Origin of the sequence: Nocardia anocheti (genome assembly GCF_029675105.1) — a bacterium.
Classification (GTDB): domain Bacteria; phylum Actinomycetota; class Actinomycetes; order Mycobacteriales; family Mycobacteriaceae; genus Nocardia.
Genome location: NZ_JAQQFV010000006.1, coordinates 448268 through 467480, shown reverse-complemented (window position 1 = coordinate 467480; position 19213 = coordinate 448268). Strand labels below are relative to the sequence as shown.

The following is a 19213-nucleotide window of genomic DNA, read 5'->3' as shown; positions in this document are numbered from 1 at the left end:
GCCTTTTCGTGGGGGTCGGGGGTCAGCGGCATTAGGCGGCGCTCAGTCCCGCGATGAACTCCGCGATGGCGGATTCCGGCACCAGCCGACGCGCCCGCACCTTCACCGACCGCAGCTCTCCGGTTCGGATCAGCTCGTAAGCGGTCGACCGGCCCACGCCGAGCCGAGAAGCGGCGACCGGCACCGCATGCAACTGCTCTGCCTGTGGCGCCATGCCTGCGTGTTGCTGAATCAACATCATAAATACCTCTTTCAATGCTGTACGTACCAACAGGACGGAATGTAGCGGACGATGCTGGACGGACGCAAGCGGACATGCATACGATGCTGACGTGACATCAAATGACGGTTGGAAAGACTTTGAGCAACGACTCATTCAGCAGATCGCGGCGGGCGTTTGCGCTGCTCGCGAGCGCGCCGGCATGTCCCAACGGGACCTCGCCGACGCTGCTGGCGTTTCGCAAGGCGTGATCGCGAACATTGAGACCGGTGCGCCTCGGGTCAAGCAGACGCCCAGCGTCGCGACGTTGGTCCGACTTGCGCTCGTCCTCGGCGTCCCCCCGGTTCAACTGCTCTACCCGGACTTGCCGGACGGCACTGTTGAGGCATGGCCCGGCGCTGAGGTGACGAGCATTGCTGCGCTGCAATGGTTCTCGGGCGAGAGAACCGCGCAGGATACCCACATTCCCGCACCGATCAGTAGCAACGAGACGGTTTGGATGGCGCGGGAGTACGTGCGCACAGCCGCCGCCATGAGGCAGGCATCCACGAATCGAGCCGAACTCTCGATGCTGGTCGATCCCGAGTGGACCGACGAACAACGCGAGCTGCACACGGCGCGGGAAACCCTGGCCGAGCAGGTGCTCCAGCTCGCAATTCAGCAGTTCATCGCTGCAAAACTGCGGATTGCGGGAGCGGACGGCACGGTCAACAACGGCAACCTTCCCGACGGCCAGCAATTTGCCGAGGACCTAGCTCAGCGGGTGAACCATGCCGAGCAGGATCTGATGCTGCGAGTGCGGCAGGCAAGGCAGGTCGGTCAATGACCGACGTTTCCAAGCCGCGGCGCGCCGAACCGATCGACACCCGCACCGCGAAAAACGGCACCAAGACCTACACATTTCAGCTAGACACCGGTACGCGGCCGGACGGCAGGCGGATCCGCGAGCGGTTCACCTACGACACGAAAACCGAAGCGCGCAAAGAGCTTCGGCGAATCTCCTCGGAAGTCGAGGCCGGGACCTACGTCGGCCGGACGAACATCACCGTCGAGCAGGCGTGCGAGAACTGGTTGAAGTCCCGGCGTAGCCCACGCAAGAACACCGTCAGCCAGGACCGGGCCGTACTCAAGTACGTGACCAAGCACCTCGGCGGTACGAAGTTGCAGGCGCTACGGCAAGAGCACATCGACGATTGGGTCGAGCTGCTGCTCACCTCCGGCAAGGCCAACGGCGAGGGCCTGGCGGTCGCGACGGTGAAACGCGCGCTCGGCACGCTCAAGCAGGTGACCGAGGACGCGGCGCGGCGGGGGCTCGTCGCCCGCGACCCGGCGGCCTACGTCGAGGCGCCTCGGCAGGCGCAGCGCAAGATCACCGCCGAGGACGTATGGACCCGCGAGCAGGTCGGAGTGTTCAGCGCGAAGGCGAAGACGCAGCGGCTCTACGCCGCCCTGATGCTGTCCTGCTACGGCCTGCGGCGCGAGGAAGTGTGCGGCCTGCGCTGGTCCGACGTCGATCTCACCACGGGCACATTGAGCATTGAACAGGCGATGGTGCGCACCTGCGAGGGTGAAATTGTGGTGGACGAGCCGAAGGCGGAGCGGTCGCGACGGACGCTGCCGATCCCGGCCGATGCTGTCACGGCGCTACGGGAGTTGAAGACGCGGCAGATGCGCGAGCGGTTGGCACTGGGGGTGTCGTGGGTCGAGGCGTCTCACGTCTGCTCTGACGAGTCCGGCGAGGCGCTGCGGCCGGAGGCGCACACCGACCTGTTCCAGATCGTCAGGAAGGCAGCGGGGCTGCCGTACATCACGCTGCGGAACCTGCGGCACACCTCGGTGTCGGTGATGCTGCACGCCGGGGTGCCGCCGACGACGGTGGCGGCGTGGCACGGGCACGATGTGCGGATGACAACCAGCGTCTACAACCGGGTCTATGACGAGGGTTTGACGACCGCGGCCGCGGTGATGTTCGGGAATGCGGTCTAGCCGATGGCACGTTTTCGGCACACTGGCGGGGAAAAACCACCGCTCACCAGGACCCCCAATTACACCGCCACTGTAGATGGGCAAACGGTCGGCCGCTACGCTCGGCCTGTGTTGCGCACCCCACCCCAGGTCACCGTGGTCGCCCTGCCCGGAACCGGTTCCGACGCCGACTTCGCCGCCCGCGCGTTCGGACCGGCCGCGGCCGAGCGCGGGTGGGCGTTGCACGCCGTGGAACCGGACCCCCAGGCCGTGATCGCGAGCTACATCGCGGCGTTGGACGCCGCCGCGGCGCGCGGTCCCGTCCTGGCCGCGGGGATCTCCCTCGGCGCCGCGGCGGCGCTCGACTGGGCAGTCGAACACCCGACCGCGGTGGTCGGTGTCATCGCAGCATTACCCGCCTGGACCGGTGCCGAAACCGCCGCCTGCCCCGCCGCGCTCAGCGCCGCGGTTACCGCGGAGCAACTGCGCGCCGACGGCCTGGAGGCGGTGATCGCCCGGATGCGCGCCTCGAGCCCGCCCTGGCTGGCCACCGCCCTGACCCAGTCCTGGCGCGGCCAGTGGCCGCACCTGCCCCGGGCCCTCGACGAGGCCGCGGGCTACGCCTGGCCCGAGCTCGACCAGCTGCGGGCCACCCGAATCCCGGTGGCCGTGGTCGGCGCGACCGACGACCCCGTCCATCCCCTCGCCGTCGCCGAACAGTGGGCGGACACCCTGCCCCTGGCAGAGCTGTCCCGGGTCACCCTGGACGAGCTGGGGGAAAACCCCGCGGTCCTCGGAAACTCCGGCGTCGCCCTCCTCGGCCAACGACTGTTCACCCCGACCGCCCAACAGATTTCGCGAGCACACGGGTAACTCGTCGGGTACACCCAGAACTCGCCGCGACGACAACCGCCGGTCCGGTGGCCGACCGCGCCGCCTCCCCACGACCGGCACGAAGACGCGGAGAGGCGGAAAAGCGGCTAGTTCAGGCCCAATTGCTGCATGGCCGAACCGTCCGCACCGCGTCGCGGCTCGTCGGGCAGCCGAGGCGGGAGCGCCGAGGCGGGCGGTGCCTGCGCCGCGGCGGCCTGGGCGGCCATGGCCTGCTGCTGGGCCAGCACCTGCTGCTGATGGGCGGCCGCGAGCTGTTCGGCCAGTTCCTGCGGCAGCACGACGGGCAGCGGGTCGCGCACCGGCAGTGGTTCGCTGCCGCGACGCACCACGGCGTCGGCGAGCACGGCGCGGGCGGCGGTGATCAGCGGGCTGCGGTCGTCGACCGCGCCGGAGGGACCGGCGGCGACCAGGCGGATCATCCAGCGCGGGCCGTCGACGCCGATGAAGCGCAGGTCGGCACCCTCGGTGATGGCCTTGACCTCGCGGCCCCACGGACCCTTCTCCACCGCGACGCTCGCACCGTCCCCGCGCAGCGATTCGGCCAGGTCGGCGGCGACGGTCCGCCACTGTCCGGCCGACTTGGGCGCCGCGTAGGCGGCCACGGTGAGCCTGCCGTGTTCGGTGGCCAGGTGCACCGCCTGCGGGGTGCCGTCCGGGCTCATCTCCACCTGCAACTGGCCGCCCTGGGGCACCGGGATGAGGACCGAACCGAGGTCGAGGCGCTGCGCGACCACCTCGTCGGTGACCTCGCTGATGTCGTAGGGGCCCGCCGCGGCGTCGGGCTCGTGGTCGAAATTGCCGTAGATGCGCTCGTCGGTCGGGGCGTCGTCGAAGTCCAGGTGCGCGAAGTCCGGGCGCGGGAACTCGTCGGTGTCGTACTCGTCCTCGTCGTAGCCGTCGTCATAGGCGTCGTCGAGATAGCCGTCCTCGTCGTAGGACTCGTCGTAGGCGGGCTGACGCTCCTCGCGCGGAGCCCGCTTCTTCTTGCCGAACAGACCCATTACGCCTCCTCACCGGTCAGGCTCGCGTGCCCGCCGCTGGACCCGTATCCGCCCGCGCCACGGGCGGTCTCGTCGAGATCGTCGACCTCGGTGAAGTCGACCAGCTCGACGCGCTGCACCAGCAGCTGCGCGATACGGTCGCCGCGGCGCAGCTCGACGGCCGTGCGCGGATCGTGGTTGATCAGGCACACCTTGATCTCGCCGCGATAGCCCGCGTCGATCGTGCCCGGGGTGTTGACCACCGACAGGCCCGCCTTGGCGGCCAGACCGGAGCGGGGATGGATCAGGCCGACCGTGCCGACCGGGAGCGCGAGCGCGATCCCGGTGCCGACCAGCACTCGCTCGCCCGGTTCGATGATCACGTCTTCGGTGGTACAGAGATCGACGCCCGCGTCACCCGGATGGGCACGCGTCGGCACGGGGATGCCGGGATCGAGCCGCCGCAGCGGAATCGGTGCAAGTGCGTTCACATCGGTCGAGCCTACGCGTTCGGCGGCCCGACGTATCAACGGTCCGGCCTGCGCGTTCGAGCGCTCGACCTTGCGTTCGACAGCCGAGCGCGGTGGCTTACTCTGGATGGGTGCCCGACCAGTCCCCCACCGCGACCACCGACCCCGACCGGCCCGCGCCGTCCGCGCCACGCCCGTCGCCCTATCGGGAGCGGTTGTGGGTGCCGCTGTGGTGGTGGCCGATCGGTTTCGCGATCGCCGGACTGCTGGCCGCCGAGATCCACATGGGCGCGCCGGGGCTGCGGGCCTGGCTGCCGTATGTGCTGCTCGCGCCGGTACCGGTGTGGATTCTGCTGTGGATGAGCAGGCACCGGCTGGAGGTCACCGTGACGCCCGAGGGCACCGCGGAACTGCGCGTGGACCGGGCCCACCTGCCGGTGAGCTTCGTCGCGCGCGCGGCGGCCGTCGCGCCGACGGCCAAGAGCGCGGCCCTGGGTCGTCAGCTCGACCCCGCCGCCTATGTGCAGCATCGCGCCTGGATCGGCCCGATGGCGCTGCTGGTTCTCGACGACCCGGACGACCCGACGCCGTACTGGTTGGTCAGTACGCGCAGGCCGGACCGGGTTCTGGCCGCGCTCGGGCTCCCGAGCGCGGGCTGACCGCGTCCGCCTCGTCTAGGCGGCGCAGTCCATGCAGATCAGCTGTCCACCGCTTTCGGTGGCCAGACGGCTGCGATGGTGCACGAGGAAACAGCTCGAGCAGGTGAACTCGTCGGCCTGCTTCGGGATCACCCGAACGCTGAGTACTTCCTCGGACAGGTCCGCGCCGGGAAGCTCGAACGATTCCGCTGTATCGGACTCGTCGATGTCCACGACGGCGGACTGCGCCTCGTTGCGGCGGGCCTTCAGCTCCTCGAGCGAATCCTCCGACACTTCGTCGGATTCGGTGCGCCGCGGTGCGTCATAGTCGGTTGCCATGTCGTCTTCCCCTCAGTCCTTACTCCGTATATCCCGGATCAGTGCGATTGCCGTACCCCGTGAGGGTCCGGCGTTCGTACCGCCCCGCCGGTGGTGCACCTCACACGTACACCGGCCGCCTATCAGCGCCGATCTGCGAGGATCAACTCCGACAGCGTTCGGTTAACGCAGGACATGCCCTTGTTGTTCCCGCGACCGACCACCGTTTCACCGGTGATTATTCGATCTGGGCGGGCAGACAATAGCGGACCTACGGACAAATGTCGCAATCAAAACCCGGCCGAGTCGAAACCGACGACGAATCTTCACCTCGTGGGAAACTCGCCGAGACATCCCGCACTCGCGGACCCGTCCCGGACTCGTAGAGTGAGCGCGTGGTTTCACTGATCACCGAAGGCAGCGCGACCGATCGCGACGGCAACCCCTTCCCGCGGCGGCGACCCGAGCTCTGGCTCGTGCTCGTCCTCGTGCTGGCCCTGCTCAGCTTGTTCGTCTGGATCACGGCGTTTCGCACCCATGACGACAGCAACGAGCCGATGGCCTGCAACGCGCCGAGCACGCCGACCGGAACGAACGCCCCCCAGCCCGCGCCGCTGGGTTCGCGGGTGAGTCCGTCGCGTCTGGACAGCGTCGACCCGGCGGCCCTGTCGGAGTCGAAGGTGCGCGTCTTCAACGCCAACGGCCAGAGCGGTCAGGCCGGGCACATCGCCTCGGCCCTGGGCGACCTCGGCTTCGCGGGCGCGCCGGGGACACAGGTCGGTAACGATCCGGTCTACGTCAACGGGGACCTCACCTGCACCGGCCAGATCCGCTTCGGCGTCAACGGTCGACCCGCCGCCGCCTCGGTGCAGCTGGTGGCCCCGTGCGCCGAGCTGATCGAGGACTCGCGCACCGACGACACCGTGGATCTGGTGCTCGGCGTCGCCTTCGGCGAGTCGCTGCGCCCCGGCGCCGACGCCGAAGAGGTGCTGCGCTCGCTGAAGAATCTCGCGCCGGGCTCGAGTTCGTCCTCCATCGACCCCGACCTGCTCGAGGCCGCGCGCACCGTCTCCTGCTGAGCGGGGCCGGTCAGTCCGGCAGCGGGGTGAACGCGCCCGCCCGGTCGAGCACGGCGGTCAGCTCGGCCGCCACACCGGGCGCGGCCACCACGGTCAGCTCGCCCGCGGCACCACCGACGGTGACCGCGGGAACCCGCACCACCGCCCCGGCCTCGGCGGCGATCAGGGCACCGGCGGCCCAGTCCCAGGCATTGAGGCCGTGCTCGTAGTAGGCGTCGAGCCTGCCCGCGGCGACATGGCACAGGTCCATCGCCGCGGCGCCGAGCCTGCGGATGTCGCGGATCTGGGGCAGCACCTCCGAGAGCACCCGCGCCTGGCTCGCGCGCCGCGCCCGGCCGTAGGCGAAGCCGGTGCCGACCAGCGCGACGTCGAGGGAGTCCTCGGTGGCACAGGCCAGCGTGGTTACGGTGCCGTCGGCCCGCACCGAGCGCGCGCCGCCGCCGCGCACGGCGCTGTAGGTGGTCGCGGCGGCCACATCGACGACCGCGCCCGCCACCGGCCGCCCGTCGCGGACGGCGGCCACCGAGACCGCGTAGCCGGGCAGGCCGTAGAGGAAGTTCACGGTGCCGTCGATCGGGTCGACGACCCAGGTGATCGCGCCGGGCGCGGTGGCGCCCACGTCGCCGCCGCCCTCCTCGCCGAGGATCGCGTCGGCGGGCCTGCGCTCGGCGAGCAGCCCGCGGATCAACTGCTCGGACTCGGTGTCGACGACGGTGACCGGGTCGGTCACGTGTCCCTTGGTGGACACGGCGCCCGCGACGGGGCCGTCGGCGTCGAAGACCTGCGGGCGACGGGCCCGCACGTGCGCGGCGGCGGCTTCGGCCAGCTCGACGGCCAGTTGTCGCAACTGCTCGTCGTCGGCGGTGGCGGGGACGGTCGGGGCCGGGGATGCGGTGTAGTCGGGCACGCCTCCATCGGATCACATGTCGCGGCGACGGTCGCCGGGAGTGACTACCGCTACTCTTTGTCAGGCACATCGACCGCGTCAGGCAAGGGGTTGCACCATGTCCGCTCGGGGGCACGCATTCGGCATCGATATCGGCGGTAGTGGGGTGAAGGGCGCGGAGGTGGACCTGTCCACCGGCCTGCTCACCCACGAACGTCTCAAGATCGCCACGCCACATCCGTCCACGCCGGAGGCGGTGGCCGCCGCAGTGGCCGAGCTGGTGGCCAAGGCCCAGTGGGACGGTCCGGTGGGACTCACCATGCCGTGCGTGGTGCTCGACGGCCACGCCAGGACCGCGGCCAACATCGACCCGGCCTGGATCGGCACCGACGCCCGCGCGCTGTTCTCGGCGGCGCTGGGCGGGCGCGCGGTGACGGTGGTCAACGACGCCGACGCCGCCGGGCTGGCCGAGCACAGTTACGGCTCGGCGCGCGATCTGCACGGGCTGACCATCATGCTCACCTTCGGTACCGGCATCGGCTCGGCACTGCTCTACAACGGCACCCTGGTGCCCAACTCCGAACTCGGTCACCTGCTCGTCGGGTCGGCCGAGGCCGAGCATCTGGCGGCGGCCTCGGTGAAGGATCGCGAGGAGCTGGACTATCCGGCGTGGGCGCGCCGGGTGAGCACGGTGCTCGGCACCATCGAGGACCTGTTCTGGCCGAAGGTGTTCATCGCGGGCGGCGGCATCAGCCGCGACCACGAACAGTGGATTCCGTTGCTCACCAACCGAACTCCGGTGATTCCGGCTGTGTTGAAGAACACCGCGGGTATCGTCGGCGCTGCCATGGCCATCGATCGGGGCCTCGCGCCCTAGCCCGCCACGACAGGCGGCGCAACGCCTGGGTGGCATCGTGCCATGAGTACCCTGGTTGGATCGTTACAATGGAACACGTCCGGCGGTGAGCCGGTGAAACCTTCCGGCCGCGGCCGGTCGCGCTCGAGCCGGTGCTTCCGACCGGCCGCACCCGACCGACGCACCGCCGGTGCAACCCGACCGACCGCTCCGCCGGAAAATCACTCTGGCGTGACGCCGCACGAGACCGTCACGAAAGGGCGTACGTGGTAGCCACGAATACCCGTCAGACCGCCGACTCGGCCGACGCCGATGCCGACGACGCCGTAACCCCGGCCAAGAAGGCTCCGGCCAAGAAGGCCGCCGCCAAGAAGGCCCCGGCGAAGAAGGCCGCTGCCAAGAAGGCCCCGGCGAAGAAGGCTGCCGCCAAGAAGGCCCCGGCGAAGAAGACCGCGGCCAAGAAGGCGACCTCGGCCGAGGGTGGCGAGGAGCAGCTCGACGACGAGTCGATCGAACTCGACGATCTCGGCGATCTCGAGGTCTCCGAGGACGAGCTCACCGACGGTGACGCGCTGGTCGAGGAGGCCACCGAGGACACCGCCGAAGCCGAGACCGAGACCGAGGAGCCCTCCGAGAAGGACAAGGCCTCCGGCGATTTCGTGTGGGACGAGGAGGAGTCCGAGGCGCTGCGCCAGGCGCGCAAGGACGCCGAGCTCACCGCCTCGGCCGACTCGGTGCGCGCCTACCTCAAGCAGATCGGCAAGGTCGCGCTGCTCAACGCGGAGGAGGAGGTCGAGCTCGCCAAGCGGATCGAGGCCGGTCTGTTCGCCGCGGAGAAGATGCGCGAGTTCGCCGAGGCGGGCGAGAAGCTCTCGGTCACCACCCGACGCGACTTCAACTGGATCGTGCGCGACGGCAACCGCGCCAAGAACCACCTGCTCGAGGCCAACCTGCGCCTGGTGGTCTCCCTCGCCAAGCGCTACACCGGTCGCGGCATGGCGTTCCTGGACCTGATCCAGGAGGGCAACCTGGGTCTGATCCGCGCGGTCGAGAAGTTCGACTACACCAAGGGTTACAAGTTCTCGACCTACGCGACGTGGTGGATCCGCCAGGCCATCACCCGCGCGATGGCCGACCAGGCCCGCACCATCCGTATCCCGGTGCACATGGTCGAGGTCATCAACAAGCTCGGCCGCATCCAGCGCGAGCTGCTCCAGGACCTGGGCCGCGAGCCCACCCCGGAGGAGCTGGCCAAGGAAATGGACATCACGCCGGAGAAGGTGCTGGAGATCCAGCAGTACGCGCGTGAGCCCATCTCGCTGGACCAGACCATCGGCGACGAGGGCGACAGCCAGCTCGGCGACTTCATCGAGGACTCCGAGGCCGTCGTCGCGGTCGACGCGGTGAGCTTCACCCTGCTGCAGGATCAGCTGCAGTCGGTGCTCGAGACGCTGTCCGAGCGTGAGGCGGGCGTGGTGCGGTTGCGCTTCGGCCTCACCGACGGCCAGCCGCGCACCCTCGACGAGATCGGCCAGGTCTACGGCGTGACGCGCGAGCGCATCCGCCAGATCGAGTCGAAGACGATGAGCAAGCTGCGGCATCCGAGCCGGTCCCAGGTGCTGCGCGACTACCTCGACTGAGCCGTCCCACGCGGTGAGGCCCGCCGTTCTCCCTCCGGGGAGGACGGCGGGCCTCTTTTTATTTCCGAATGAACATTCCGAATGGTTTGTATTATCCAGCCACGCCCGACGGTAATCGTTTCGTGATCAACCCCACAGTGCTGTATTGCGCTGTGAGTGACGCGGATTCACGATCTTCACCGTATCGTCACAGGCGGCTTTTTCGTTCTACTGCTGCCGGTCTGCAGTTTCCGGCATTGAGGGTTTTCGCGGCGTGCTCGACATCTATCACTTCAGCTACGGCTGGATCACCCCCGTTCTGGCGTACTTCATGTCGGTCACCGGCTGCCTGCTCGGCCTCCAGTGCGCCGCACGCGGCCGCAACGCCACCGAGGGACGCACGGGCTGGCTCATCGGCGCGGCCGTGGCCATCGGCGGAACCGGCATCTGGGTCATGCATTTCATCGCCATGCTGGGTTTCAGCATCCGTGGCGCCGATATCCGCTACGACATTCCGCTGACCCTGTTCAGCGCGGTGACGGCGATGGTCGTGGTCGGTATCGGGCTGTTCATGGTCAACAAGCCGCAGCCGACGCTGCGGTCGCTGCTGTCGGGCGGCACGATCGCCGGTCTCGGCGTGGGCACCATGCATTACACCGGCATGTATGCGATGAAGTCGACCGCGACGCTGAGCTACGACGCGGGCACCGTGGCGCTGTCGATGGTGATCGCGGTCGTCGCCTCAGTGGTGGCGCTGTGGTTCACCTTGCGCGTCAAGGGTTTCCTGGCGACCGTCGGCGCCGCGCTGATCATGGGTGTGGCCGTGTGCGGCATGCACTACACGGGGATGGCGGCGATGCACGCGCACTCCGACCACCACGCCGCCCCGCCCACCGGCGCGGGCGCGATGGATCTACTGGCCCCGCTGATCGGCGTGAGCAGCATCGTCACGATGCTGGTGCTGATCAGTGTGAGCCTCACCGAGATCGAGAACGAGGAGGCGCTGCCGCGGATGTGGCTGACCTCCCGGCACCAGCCGCGACCCCGCCGCGCGCCCGCGCCCGTGCCGTCCGCCGTCACCCCGCCCGCGCCGTCGACCGCCAGGGCCGCGGCTCCCGCCGTCACCCGCGCCGCCGCGCCCGCCGGTCCTCGGCCCGCGCAGCCCCTCGCTCCCCGGCCCGCACAGCCCGTCGCTCCCCGGACCGCGCCGGTCACGCCCGGCGGCGAACCGATCGAGTACCGCACCGAGGAACTGGTCTACGACGGGGCGGGCAGCTGGCCGCGCCGGATCGTGGACTGACTCACACCGGCGCGGACTCCGCACGGCGACGGCCGAATTCGACCACCGGCTCGACGATCCTGGCGGCGACCGGCCCCAGGATCGCCATCAGCAGCACGTAGGCCGAGGCCAGCGCGGCCAGGCGCGCGTCCGCGGTGCCGTAGCTCACCGCGAGACCGGCGATGACGATGGAGAACTCGCCACGCGCCACCAGCGCCGCCCCCGCCCTGGCCCGGCCCATCCGGCGGATGCCCTGCCTGCCCGCCGCCCACCATCCCACCGCCATCTTGGTGACGGTGGTGACCACCGCCAGCAGCACCGCCCATCCGAACACCGGCGGTACCGCGCCGGGATCGATGGACAGGCCGAAGGCGACGAAGAACAGCGCCGCGAACAGGTCGCGCAGCGGTTCGAGCACCTTGGTGGCCTCCTGCGCGGTGGACCCCGAGATGGCGATCCCGAGCAGGAACGCGCCCACCGCGGCGGAGACGTTCAGCGCCGAGGCCGCACCGGCCACCAGCAGCGCCGAGCCGAGCAGTTGCAGCAGGAACACCTCGCGATCGGCGCTGTCGAGCACCGCCGAGACCACACGTCCGAACCGCAGCGCCACCACCAGCACCACGGTGATGGTCGCCAGCGCGATCGCCAGCGACACCAGGCCGCTGAGCAGGCTCAAACCCGCCAGCATCATGGTCAGGATCGGCAGGTACACCGCCATGGCGAGGTCCTCGAAGACCAGGATCGACAGCACCACCGGGGTCTCGCGGTTACCGAGCCTGCCCAGGTCGTCGAGCACCTTGGCCACGATGCCCGAGGACGAGATGTAGGTGACCCCGCCCAGCACCACCGCGCCGACCGCGCCCCAGCCCAGGATCAGCGCGACCGCGGCGCCCGGGAGCGCGTTGGCCACCAGGTCCAGCACTCCGGCCGCCCAGGAGCGCCGGAGGCCGGTCATCAGCTCGGGGGCGGTGTACTCCAGCCCGAGCAGCAGCAACAGCAGCACGACGCCGATCTCGGAGGCGAGATGGCCGAACTCGGTGGCGGCGTCGAAGTCGATGAAGCCGCCCTGCCCGAAGGCCAGCCCACCCAGCAGATACAGCGGGATCGGCGACATCCCGAACCGGCCCGCCACCCGGCCGCAGACTCCCAGCGCACACAGGATCACACCGAGCTCGACCAGAGCCAGGGCCTGCGAGGTCACCGCGCTCAGCCGTGCGTGAGGATCTTCGCGGCCGCGTCCAGGCCGTCCGGCGTGCCGACGACCACCAGCAGATCGCCCTCGGTGAAGGTGAAGTCGGGGCCGGGTGAGGGGTGCAGCTGACCGGCCCGCATCACCGCCACGATCGAGGTCTTGGTGCGAGTGCGCATCCCGGTCTCGCCGAGAGTGCGCCCGGCATAGGGTGATTCGTCGAGGACGGCGAGCTGGCGGGTGGTGATGCCGGGCAGGTCGCGGTGGTCGTCGTTGAGTTTGGCGACCAGTTGCGGCGCGCCGAGCAGGTTGGCCAGCACCGACGCCTCGTCGGTGGACAGCGGCACCTGGGCGGCGATCGCGTCGGGGTCGTCGGGCTTGGACACGATCAGGTCGATGTCGCCGTCGCGGTGGGCGACGACCCCGACGCGGCGGCCCGACCTGACCTCGAAATCCTTGCGCACTCCGATGCCCGGTAGCGCTGTGACGTCGACGTTCACCCCGTCCAGCGTAGTCGCGACGGCCCCCCGATGTGGCCTACGCCACGGTGCCGCGCCGGGGCGTCCCGAACTGTCCGTCGGCGCCGGGACGGTACTGCTCGGCCGCGAGCACCGCGCTCAGCGGCAGCGGCCCGTACAGGTGCGGGAACAGCATCGAGTCCGGATCGGTCGGGACGCCGGGTTCCCAGCGCACCGGGGCGGTGAACAGCTCGGGGTCCACCCACAGCACCATCATGTCGGCGCGACCGGCGAAGAGCCGGTTGGCGGGCAGATGCACCTGTTGCGGCGTGGACAGGTGGACGAAGCCGCTCTCGGCCAGCGACGGCGGCCTGCGTTCGCCGTCGTTTCGCAGTTGCAACCATTCTTGGGAAGTACACAGGTGAACCAGCGTGTGAGTGTCAGAGGTCACGGGTAATCTCCGGGTAGACAACAGGTTCGGACGAAGAAGACGCTGTCACAACACCGGGTTCCGCGCTCGTCGTGGTGGTCACGCTCGTGGCGTAACGAGCAACACCGCAGCGAGCGACATATCGGTGAGTGTCGGTATCGAGTGGGAGGTGGCGCACGGCTCCGCAGGTGTTCGGCGAGTACTCGACAACGATGGCCTGTTCCTGTTCGCTTTCAGCGAAACCGCAGGTCGTGTTATCGAAAACACAAAGATTCACTTCCGGGAACAAAGCCTGAACCCCGAACGTCTGACAGAGTAGTCGTACCCCTGCTGGGAAGTAGCGGATGCGAGCCTCGTGGAGTGACCACGGGGCCCACACCTAGGCGAACGGCCACGAAGCGCCGGGAGCCGGGACGGAGGAGTCATGCCAGGAACCCTGACCAGCACCCCACTGACCGCCGTCGATCGTTGCGATCGTTGCGGGGCGGCTGCCCGAGTGCGTGCCGTTCTTCCCGCGGGTGGCGAGTTGCTCTTCTGCCAGCACCACGCGAATGAACACATGGATCGCTTGCGCGAGCTGGAAGCCGTGATCGATACGGAATCCGCTCCCGCTCTCTGACCACTCCTCGCGTCCGAAACAACAGCATCCGACAACAGAACATCCCGACAGCGGGCACCCGGACAGGGCGCCCGCTGTCGCTGTGTTCGGGGGTGCCGCGCCACGATGGTCGATTGCCGGTGCCGGGCCCGCGCGAACTCGGTCAGACGTCGGCGAGGATGCCCTCGACCAGCGTCGCGATGCCGTAGGCGAAGGCGCCGTCCGGGTCCGCGGGCGCCTGGTGATACTCCCCGACCGCCGCACCCACCCGCCCGGCCAGCGGGAACGCCTCCTCGGGCATGACGCGGCCGAGCACCGGGCCGTACACCGCCCACCAGTCCGCGTCGCTGAGCTGCTCGGTCGCCCCGGCCGCCGCGACGGCGAGGCGGGCATTGCCGGTGGCGAAGTCGGTGAGCACCGCGATGGCGCGGTCCATCGCCAGATCGCTCAGACCGATACCGTCGACGGCACGCAGCTGGTTCTCGTAGCGGCGCATCCGGCCCGGTCCCAGCACCTGGCGCCACGGTGAGATCTCGAGCAGCCACGGGTGGGCCAGCAGCTCGGCGCGTACCGCGGTGGCGACGGCGATCATCCGGTCGCGGATCGGCAGGTCGGCCGGGATGGGCGCGTCCTCGGCGGCCACCGCGTCGACCATGAGCACCAGCAGGGCCTCCTTGCTCGGCACATAGGTGTAGAGGCTCATCGCGCGCACGCCCAGTTCGGCGGCGACCGCGCGGATGGTGAGCTTGGCGATCCCGTCCCGATCGGCCAGGGCGATCCCCGCCGCCACCACCGCGTCGACCGTGAGGCCGGGCTTGGGCCCCCGTGCGCCGGGTTTGGTGGGCAGTGAGTGCCGCCACAGCAATTCGAGGATCAGCGTGGCCTGCGCGGTGGACTTCTCGGCGCCGTCGGTGGGCACGAATTCGCCTTTCTGGCAAGCGGGAACAAACTCGGTACAGTGTACGTTGTTCAACCGTTCACGCTGCCCGATCAGAGGAGACCGCTCTGCCCGCCACCCAGGCCACCTATCTTCCCGACCGGCATCTGTTCGCCCTGTGGACGTGGACCGGGCACGGCGCGGGACCGGCGCCGTCCGGCATCGGCGACCCCGAAGAGCTCACCCTGGCCCTGCCCGTCGGCGAGCACGGCGCCATCGAGCCCGTGGCGATCCCCGCCGCCGTCGTCACGCCGAGCGAGCTCGCCGCCATGGACCGCGCCCTGGCACCGTCGGCCCTGGCCTGGCGCGCACTGCTCTCCCGCGACGACACCGCGATCGGCACCTCGACAGCCACAGCAGGCACGGTCGGCACCCCCGCGAGCTCAGCTGGTCCGGTCGACACCTCGGCTGGCTCGGCTGGCTCGGCTGGCTCGGCTGGCTCGGCTGGCTCGGCTGGCTCGGCTGGCTCGGCTGGCTCGGACGACGCCCTAGCAATCTCGGCGGATCGGGCTGATACCCCAGCGGCCTCGGACTGGACGGTTGGCGCATTGCCTCCGGCGGCGCACGCGGTGCCGGATGCGGTGGGTACGGCGATCGTGTCGGCGGAGCGGGCGGCGCGGGTGTTGTGCGAGACCGAGGTGCTCGACGTGGAGCTCGCGCGGGTGTTGGACGCGACGTTGCGGCCGTATCAGGTGCGGGGTGTGGGGTGGTTGCACGAGACCGTCGCGGCGTACGGCGGGGCGGTGCTGGCCGACGAGATGGGGCTCGGCAAGACCGTGCAGACGATCGGGTTCCTGCAGGGGCGAGCCGACGGGCCGCAGCTGGTGGTGTGCCCGACCTCGCTGGTGGGCAACTGGGTGCACGAGATCGCGCGGTTCGCGCCGGGGTTGAAGGCCCATGCCTGGCGGGGCGGGGAGGTGACGGCCGAGGCGGGCACGGTGCTGGTCACCGGGTATCCGACGCTGCGCCTGCACGGCGGTCTCCTGCACGAGCGTGAATGGGCGACAGTGGTCTTCGACGAGGCGCAGGCGTTGAAGAATCCGCGCACCCAGGTGTCGAAGGCGGCTCGGGCGCTCCCGGCCTCGGTCCGGGTCGCGCTCACCGGCACCCCGGTGGAGAACCATCTCGACGAGCTGTTCGCCCTGCTGAATCTCACCGTGCCGCGACTGTTCGCCCACCGCACCCAGTTCCGGCGCCGGTTCGTCCGGCCGATCGAGGAGGGCTCGACCGCGGCGGCCGCCCGGCTGCGCGACGCGGTCGAGCCGGTACTGCTCGCGCGCAAGAAGATTCAGGTGGCGGCCGCGCTCCCGGCCAAGATCCACAGCGACCTGCTGTGCGATCTCACCGCCGAGCAGGAACAGGTCTACGACGCCGCGCTCGCCCGCGCCGTGGACGAGGGTTTCGGTTCCGGTCTGCAACGCCAGGGGCGCATTCTCGCGGCACTCACCGAGCTCAAACAGGCGTGCAACCACCCCGGTCTGGTCTCCGGCGACCTGGCCGAGTTGGCCGGGCGCTCCGGCAAGCTCGACCTGTGCACCGACATCGTCGGCACCAATCTCGACACCGGCGACCCGACGCTGATCTTCACCCAGTACCGCAAGACCGGTGACCTGCTGGTCCGTCACCTGGCCGAGCAGTTCGGGATCACCGCGCCGTTCTTCCACGGCGGACTCGACGCGACCCGCCGTGGCGAGCTCGTCACCGAGTTCCAGTCCCCCGACGGCCCGCCGGTACTGATCCTGAGCCTGCGCGCGGCGGGCACCGGTCTGACCCTCACCCGTGCCGCCGACGTGATCCATTTCGACCGCTGGTGGAATCCGGCGGTGGAGGCCCAGGCCTCCGACCGCGCGCACCGGATCGGGCAGACCCGCACGGTCACCGTGACCACGCTGACCAGCGCCACCACCGTGGAGGAGCACATCGCGGCCATGCACACCCGCAAGTCGGCGCTGACCGATCTCGCCGATGCCGCGGGCATCGCCGAGTTGGCCCGCCTCGACGACGACGCCCTCGTCGACATCCTGCGCCGGAAGCGAGAGAACTGATGGCCGACAACGAATTCGGGTACACCGCCTGGGGCCGGGACTGGGTGCGCCTGGCCGAACCGCTGCGCCAGACCAAGCCCGAACCACTGCTGCCCCGCGCCCGCAGCATCGCCCGCAATCACGGGGTACGCACCGAGATCGGGGAGCGCACCGTGCGCGCGCACCTGCATCGCGGTGGGCAGGCCTCGGTCGCGCATATAGAGGTGGCGCCGCTGGACCGCGCGCGGGTCACCGCGATCGGGCGGATCATCCCCGATCCGAGCGTGCTCACCGACGAGATGCACCGGGCGCTGCTCGACGCCGGACACTCCCCCGCGCCGACCCTGGTGAGCACCGACTGTTCGTGCTCGGCGCGCACGGATCGGTGCGTGCACGTGCTCGCGGTGCTGTACGCGATCGCCGGTCAGGTGGACGAGAATCCGCGCCTGGCACTGGAACTCCAGGGCTACTTCGACGCGACCGTGAATACCGACACCCCGACCGCCGAGGCCCGCTGGACCAGCCTGCACACCCTCGATCCCGCGGAGTTCTTCACCGCCGCGCGCTGAATCGGTCGTCGGGCACCGCCGGAATCCGTCCGCCACGATGCCGCGACACGCGACGCCAGCGGCGCGTCGGCCGGATTGTTCGCATCGCCCCTGGTGCCTCGCCCCGGACGCGTGCGCGTCGCTCGTCTCAGGCGTTGGTGCCGCCGTCGACGGTGAAGAACGCGCCGGTGATCGAGCGGCCCGCCGGGCCCGCCAGGAAGGCGACGGTCTCGGCGATGTCCTCGGCGGTACCGAATCGACCGAGTGCGCTCAGCTCGCGTTGGAGCGGGGCGTGCTCGCTGTCGGCGGGGTTCATGTCGGTGTCGGTGGACCCGGGCTGCACGAGATTGACCGTGATGCCACGCGGACCCAGTTCGCGCGCGAGGGCTTTGGTGTAGCCGTTGAGCGCGGCCTTGCTGAGGTTGTAGAGCGCGAGCCCGCCGAAGGGCGCGTGCTCGGACAGGTTGGAGCCGATGGAGATGATCCGCCCGCTGTCACCGAAGTGGGGCAACGCCGCCTGGCCCGCCACGAAGGCGGCGCGCGCGTGGATGTTCAGCGCGCGGTCGATCTCGTCGAGGGTGAACTCCGCGTAGGGCTTGGCGGGGAAGATGCCCGCGTTGTTCACCAGCACGTCCAGGCCGCCGAGCTCGCGGGCGGTGGCGTCGACGGCGGCGACGACCTGGGCGGCGTCGGCGCTGTCGGCGCGGATCGGCAGGGCGCGACGACCCAGCGCCTCGATCTCGGCGGCGACCGACTCGGCGGCGGTCTCGTCGTGCCGGTAGGTCAGGGCCACGTCGGCGCCCGCCGCGGCCAGGCGGCGGGCGATGGCCGCGCCGATCCCCCGGCTGCCGCCGGTCACCAGGGCCACGGTGTCGGTGCTCGTCATCTCGCTCCTAATTTTGTGTTGGTCGATACATAAATAGACAAGCGCACGGCGGGCGACCCCGTCAAGAGTTTCTTATCGATCGACACAGAATTGCTGGGCGCGGATGAGCGGCCCGTGCGGGCGGGTATATTTATCGACCGACACAGAAAGGCTCCCCATGGCAGAACGCGGCCGCCCGCGCGGCTTCGACCGCGACGTCGCCCTGCGACGCGCCATGGAGGTGTTCTGGGAACACGGCTACGAGGGCGCGTCCATGGCCGACCTCACCACCGCGATGGGCATCAACTCCCCCAGCCTCTACGCCGCCTTCGGCGACAAGGAAGCGCTGTTCCGAGCTGCGGTCGAGCTCTACGGGCGCACCGACGGCGGACTCACCGCCCGCGCGCTGCGCGAGCAACCCACCGCCTACGCCGCGATCGAGGCGATGCTGCGCGACAACATCGTCGCCTACACCGACCCGGATCTGCCGCGCGGCTGCATGGTGGTGCTCGCGGGCGCCACCTACACCACCCGCAACGCCCCCATCCGCGAGTTCCTCACGCGGGCCCGCCGCGACACCGACGCCGACATCCGCGCCCGCCTGGACCGCGGCGTCGCCGAGGGCGACCTGGTCCCCGATACCGACACCGCCGCCCTCGCCACGTTCTTCAGCACCGTGCTCTACGGACTGTCGATCCAGGCCAGGGACGGCGTCGAGCACGCCGAACTCAGCGCCACCGTCGACAACGCACTGCGCGTCCTGGCGGCGGTGCGCCGAGACCAGCGCGTCTGAGCGTCGGCCTGCGCGACGGCGGCGCACCTGAGTCACCGGCCGCGCGCCCGAGTCACCGGCCGCGCGCCCGAGTCGAGGGGGCCCGTGTCAGCGGCGGGGCCCGAGTCAGGTCAGCGGTGCGTGCCCGCGTCAGCGGGGGGCCGAGTCAGCGGGGCGAGCCGAGTGAG

23 protein-coding genes are annotated in these 19213 nt (G+C 70.0%); 13 read left to right on the top strand and 10 right to left on the bottom strand.

Annotated elements, in window-relative coordinates:
* Positions 1 to 31 precede the first annotated feature (31 nt).
* On the bottom strand, positions 32 to 241 hold the full coding sequence (locus tag QC180_RS18805; protein WP_278264046.1) for a helix-turn-helix domain-containing protein: 210 nt from the start codon (positions 239 to 241) through the stop codon (positions 32 to 34).
* Between the two features lie 91 nt (positions 242 to 332).
* Here QC180_RS18805 and QC180_RS18800 point away from each other — a divergent pair, with 91 nt between their 5' ends.
* The 3 genes from QC180_RS18800 to QC180_RS18790 all read left to right on the top strand — a co-directional run bounded on the left by QC180_RS18800 (position 333) and on the right by QC180_RS18790 (position 3058).
* Positions 333 to 1046, top strand: a complete 714-nt coding sequence (locus QC180_RS18800) for a helix-turn-helix domain-containing protein (RefSeq protein WP_278264045.1) — start codon at positions 333 to 335, stop codon at positions 1044 to 1046.
* Complete coding sequence (locus QC180_RS18795) at positions 1043 to 2206, top strand: tyrosine-type recombinase/integrase (protein ID WP_278264044.1); 1164 nt, start codon at positions 1043 to 1045, stop codon at positions 2204 to 2206. Before QC180_RS18800 ends, QC180_RS18795 begins: the two co-directional genes overlap by 4 nt.
* A gap of 108 nt (positions 2207 to 2314) precedes the next feature.
* Positions 2315 to 3058, top strand: a complete 744-nt coding sequence (locus tag QC180_RS18790; RefSeq protein WP_278264043.1) for an alpha/beta fold hydrolase — start codon at positions 2315 to 2317, stop codon at positions 3056 to 3058.
* A gap of 107 nt (positions 3059 to 3165) precedes the next feature.
* Here QC180_RS18790 and QC180_RS18785 read toward each other — a convergent pair whose 3' ends face one another.
* Both QC180_RS18785 and dut read right to left on the bottom strand, forming a co-directional pair.
* Complete coding sequence (locus QC180_RS18785; protein WP_474646486.1) at positions 3166 to 4074, bottom strand: DUF3710 domain-containing protein; 909 nt, start codon at positions 4072 to 4074, stop codon at positions 3166 to 3168.
* 5 nt (positions 4075 to 4079) lie between these two features.
* Positions 4080 to 4550 carry a dUTP diphosphatase gene (gene dut, locus QC180_RS18780; RefSeq protein WP_278264041.1) on the bottom strand — a complete coding sequence of 157 codons (471 nt, stop codon included), beginning with the start codon at positions 4548 to 4550 and terminating at the stop codon, positions 4080 to 4082.
* Between the two features lie 110 nt (positions 4551 to 4660).
* Here dut and QC180_RS18775 point away from each other — a divergent pair, with 110 nt between their 5' ends.
* Entirely contained in the window at positions 4661 to 5188 is a 528-nt protein-coding gene (locus QC180_RS18775) for a DUF3093 domain-containing protein (RefSeq protein WP_474646479.1), read from the top strand.
* Between the two features lie 15 nt (positions 5189 to 5203).
* Here the strand turns inward: QC180_RS18775 and QC180_RS18770 are convergent, their stop codons facing one another.
* Positions 5204 to 5506: a DUF4193 domain-containing protein gene (locus QC180_RS18770; RefSeq protein WP_278264040.1), complete on the bottom strand. Its 303-nt coding sequence runs from the start codon at positions 5504 to 5506 to the stop codon at positions 5204 to 5206.
* Positions 5507 to 5880: 374 nt separating this feature from the next.
* Between QC180_RS18770 and cei the strand changes: the two genes are divergently transcribed.
* Positions 5881 to 6564 (top strand): envelope integrity protein Cei, encoded by a 684-nt coding sequence (cei, locus tag QC180_RS18765; RefSeq protein WP_278264039.1) that lies wholly within the window; start codon positions 5881 to 5883, stop codon positions 6562 to 6564.
* A gap of 10 nt (positions 6565 to 6574) precedes the next feature.
* On the opposite strand, the gene QC180_RS18760 is transcribed toward cei, so the two are convergent.
* The gene (locus QC180_RS18760) at positions 6575 to 7471 is read right to left on the bottom strand and encodes an inositol monophosphatase family protein (RefSeq protein ID WP_278264038.1); all 897 of its coding nucleotides are present in this window, start codon (positions 7469 to 7471) and stop codon (positions 6575 to 6577) included.
* A 97-nt stretch (positions 7472 to 7568) separates the two neighbouring features.
* Here QC180_RS18760 and ppgK point away from each other — a divergent pair, with 97 nt between their 5' ends.
* The 3 genes from ppgK to QC180_RS18745 all read left to right on the top strand — a co-directional run bounded on the left by ppgK (position 7569) and on the right by QC180_RS18745 (position 11225).
* Positions 7569 to 8327, top strand: a complete 759-nt coding sequence (ppgK, locus tag QC180_RS18755; RefSeq protein ID WP_278264037.1) for a polyphosphate--glucose phosphotransferase — start codon at positions 7569 to 7571, stop codon at positions 8325 to 8327.
* A gap of 245 nt (positions 8328 to 8572) precedes the next feature.
* Complete coding sequence (locus tag QC180_RS18750; protein ID WP_474646478.1) at positions 8573 to 9946, top strand: RNA polymerase sigma factor; 1374 nt, start codon at positions 8573 to 8575, stop codon at positions 9944 to 9946.
* A 253-nt stretch (positions 9947 to 10199) separates the two neighbouring features.
* Positions 10200 to 11225 (top strand): MHYT domain-containing protein, encoded by a 1026-nt coding sequence (locus QC180_RS18745; protein ID WP_278264036.1) that lies wholly within the window; start codon positions 10200 to 10202, stop codon positions 11223 to 11225.
* A 1-nt stretch (position 11226) separates the two neighbouring features.
* On the opposite strand, the gene QC180_RS18740 is transcribed toward QC180_RS18745, so the two are convergent.
* Genes QC180_RS18740 through QC180_RS18730 form a run of 3 tightly spaced genes read right to left on the bottom strand, consistent with a single transcriptional unit; the run spans position 11227 to position 13302 of the window.
* Complete coding sequence (locus QC180_RS18740; RefSeq protein WP_278264035.1) at positions 11227 to 12405, bottom strand: cation:proton antiporter; 1179 nt, start codon at positions 12403 to 12405, stop codon at positions 11227 to 11229.
* 5 nt (positions 12406 to 12410) lie between these two features.
* Positions 12411 to 12893, bottom strand: coding sequence for a cation:proton antiporter regulatory subunit (locus tag QC180_RS18735; RefSeq protein WP_278264034.1), 483 nt, complete (start codon positions 12891 to 12893; stop codon positions 12411 to 12413).
* A 37-nt stretch (positions 12894 to 12930) separates the two neighbouring features.
* Positions 12931 to 13302: a DUF952 domain-containing protein gene (locus QC180_RS18730; protein ID WP_278264033.1), complete on the bottom strand. Its 372-nt coding sequence runs from the start codon at positions 13300 to 13302 to the stop codon at positions 12931 to 12933.
* Positions 13303 to 13426: 124 nt separating this feature from the next.
* On the opposite strand from QC180_RS18730, the gene QC180_RS18725 reads away from it, so the two are divergent.
* Together QC180_RS18725 and QC180_RS18720 are read left to right on the top strand one after the other, a co-directional pair.
* The gene (locus tag QC180_RS18725) at positions 13427 to 13600 is read left to right on the top strand and encodes a hypothetical protein (protein WP_278264032.1); all 174 of its coding nucleotides are present in this window, start codon (positions 13427 to 13429) and stop codon (positions 13598 to 13600) included.
* 105 nt (positions 13601 to 13705) lie between these two features.
* Positions 13706 to 13900 carry a DUF7455 domain-containing protein gene (locus QC180_RS18720; RefSeq protein ID WP_029903635.1) on the top strand — a complete coding sequence of 65 codons (195 nt, stop codon included), beginning with the start codon at positions 13706 to 13708 and terminating at the stop codon, positions 13898 to 13900.
* Positions 13901 to 14042: 142 nt separating this feature from the next.
* On the opposite strand, the gene QC180_RS18715 is transcribed toward QC180_RS18720, so the two are convergent.
* A complete protein-coding gene (locus tag QC180_RS18715) occupies positions 14043 to 14798 on the bottom strand; it encodes a TetR/AcrR family transcriptional regulator (RefSeq protein WP_278264031.1) in 756 nt (251 codons plus the stop codon).
* A 242-nt stretch (positions 14799 to 15040) separates the two neighbouring features.
* On the opposite strand from QC180_RS18715, the gene QC180_RS18710 reads away from it, so the two are divergent.
* Together QC180_RS18710 and QC180_RS18705 are read left to right on the top strand one after the other, a co-directional pair.
* Positions 15041 to 16861, top strand: a complete 1821-nt coding sequence (locus QC180_RS18710) for a DEAD/DEAH box helicase (protein ID WP_347567334.1) — start codon at positions 15041 to 15043, stop codon at positions 16859 to 16861.
* The gene (locus QC180_RS18705) at positions 16861 to 17409 is read left to right on the top strand and encodes an SWIM zinc finger family protein (protein ID WP_278264030.1); all 549 of its coding nucleotides are present in this window, start codon (positions 16861 to 16863) and stop codon (positions 17407 to 17409) included. The genes QC180_RS18710 and QC180_RS18705 overlap by 1 nt, the downstream gene beginning before the upstream one ends.
* A gap of 127 nt (positions 17410 to 17536) precedes the next feature.
* On the opposite strand, the gene QC180_RS18700 is transcribed toward QC180_RS18705, so the two are convergent.
* Positions 17537 to 18274, bottom strand: a complete 738-nt coding sequence (locus QC180_RS18700) for an SDR family oxidoreductase (protein WP_278264029.1) — start codon at positions 18272 to 18274, stop codon at positions 17537 to 17539.
* A gap of 157 nt (positions 18275 to 18431) precedes the next feature.
* On the opposite strand from QC180_RS18700, the gene QC180_RS18695 reads away from it, so the two are divergent.
* A complete protein-coding gene (locus tag QC180_RS18695) occupies positions 18432 to 19046 on the top strand; it encodes a TetR/AcrR family transcriptional regulator (protein WP_278264028.1) in 615 nt (204 codons plus the stop codon).
* The last annotated feature ends 167 nt before the right edge of the window (positions 19047 to 19213 follow it).

Excerpts from the sequence above, each read along its gene's own strand:
- ppgK (WP_278264037.1), top strand. The coding sequence starts at position 7,569 with ATGTCCGCTCGGGGGCACGCATTCGGCATCGATATCGGCGGTAGTGGG.
- QC180_RS18805 (WP_278264046.1), bottom strand. The coding sequence starts at position 241 with ATGATGTTGATTCAGCAACACGCAGGCATGGCGCCACAGGCAGAGCAG.
- QC180_RS18705 (WP_278264030.1), top strand. The coding sequence starts at position 16,861 with ATGGCCGACAACGAATTCGGGTACACCGCCTGGGGCCGGGACTGGGTG.
- QC180_RS18720 (WP_029903635.1), top strand. The coding sequence starts at position 13,706 with ATGCCAGGAACCCTGACCAGCACCCCACTGACCGCCGTCGATCGTTGC.
- QC180_RS18700 (WP_278264029.1), bottom strand. The coding sequence starts at position 18,274 with ATGACGAGCACCGACACCGTGGCCCTGGTGACCGGCGGCAGCCGGGGG.
- QC180_RS18695 (WP_278264028.1), top strand. The coding sequence starts at position 18,432 with ATGGCAGAACGCGGCCGCCCGCGCGGCTTCGACCGCGACGTCGCCCTG.
- QC180_RS18795 (WP_278264044.1), top strand. The coding sequence starts at position 1,043 with ATGACCGACGTTTCCAAGCCGCGGCGCGCCGAACCGATCGACACCCGC.
- QC180_RS18770 (WP_278264040.1), bottom strand. The coding sequence starts at position 5,506 with ATGGCAACCGACTATGACGCACCGCGGCGCACCGAATCCGACGAAGTG.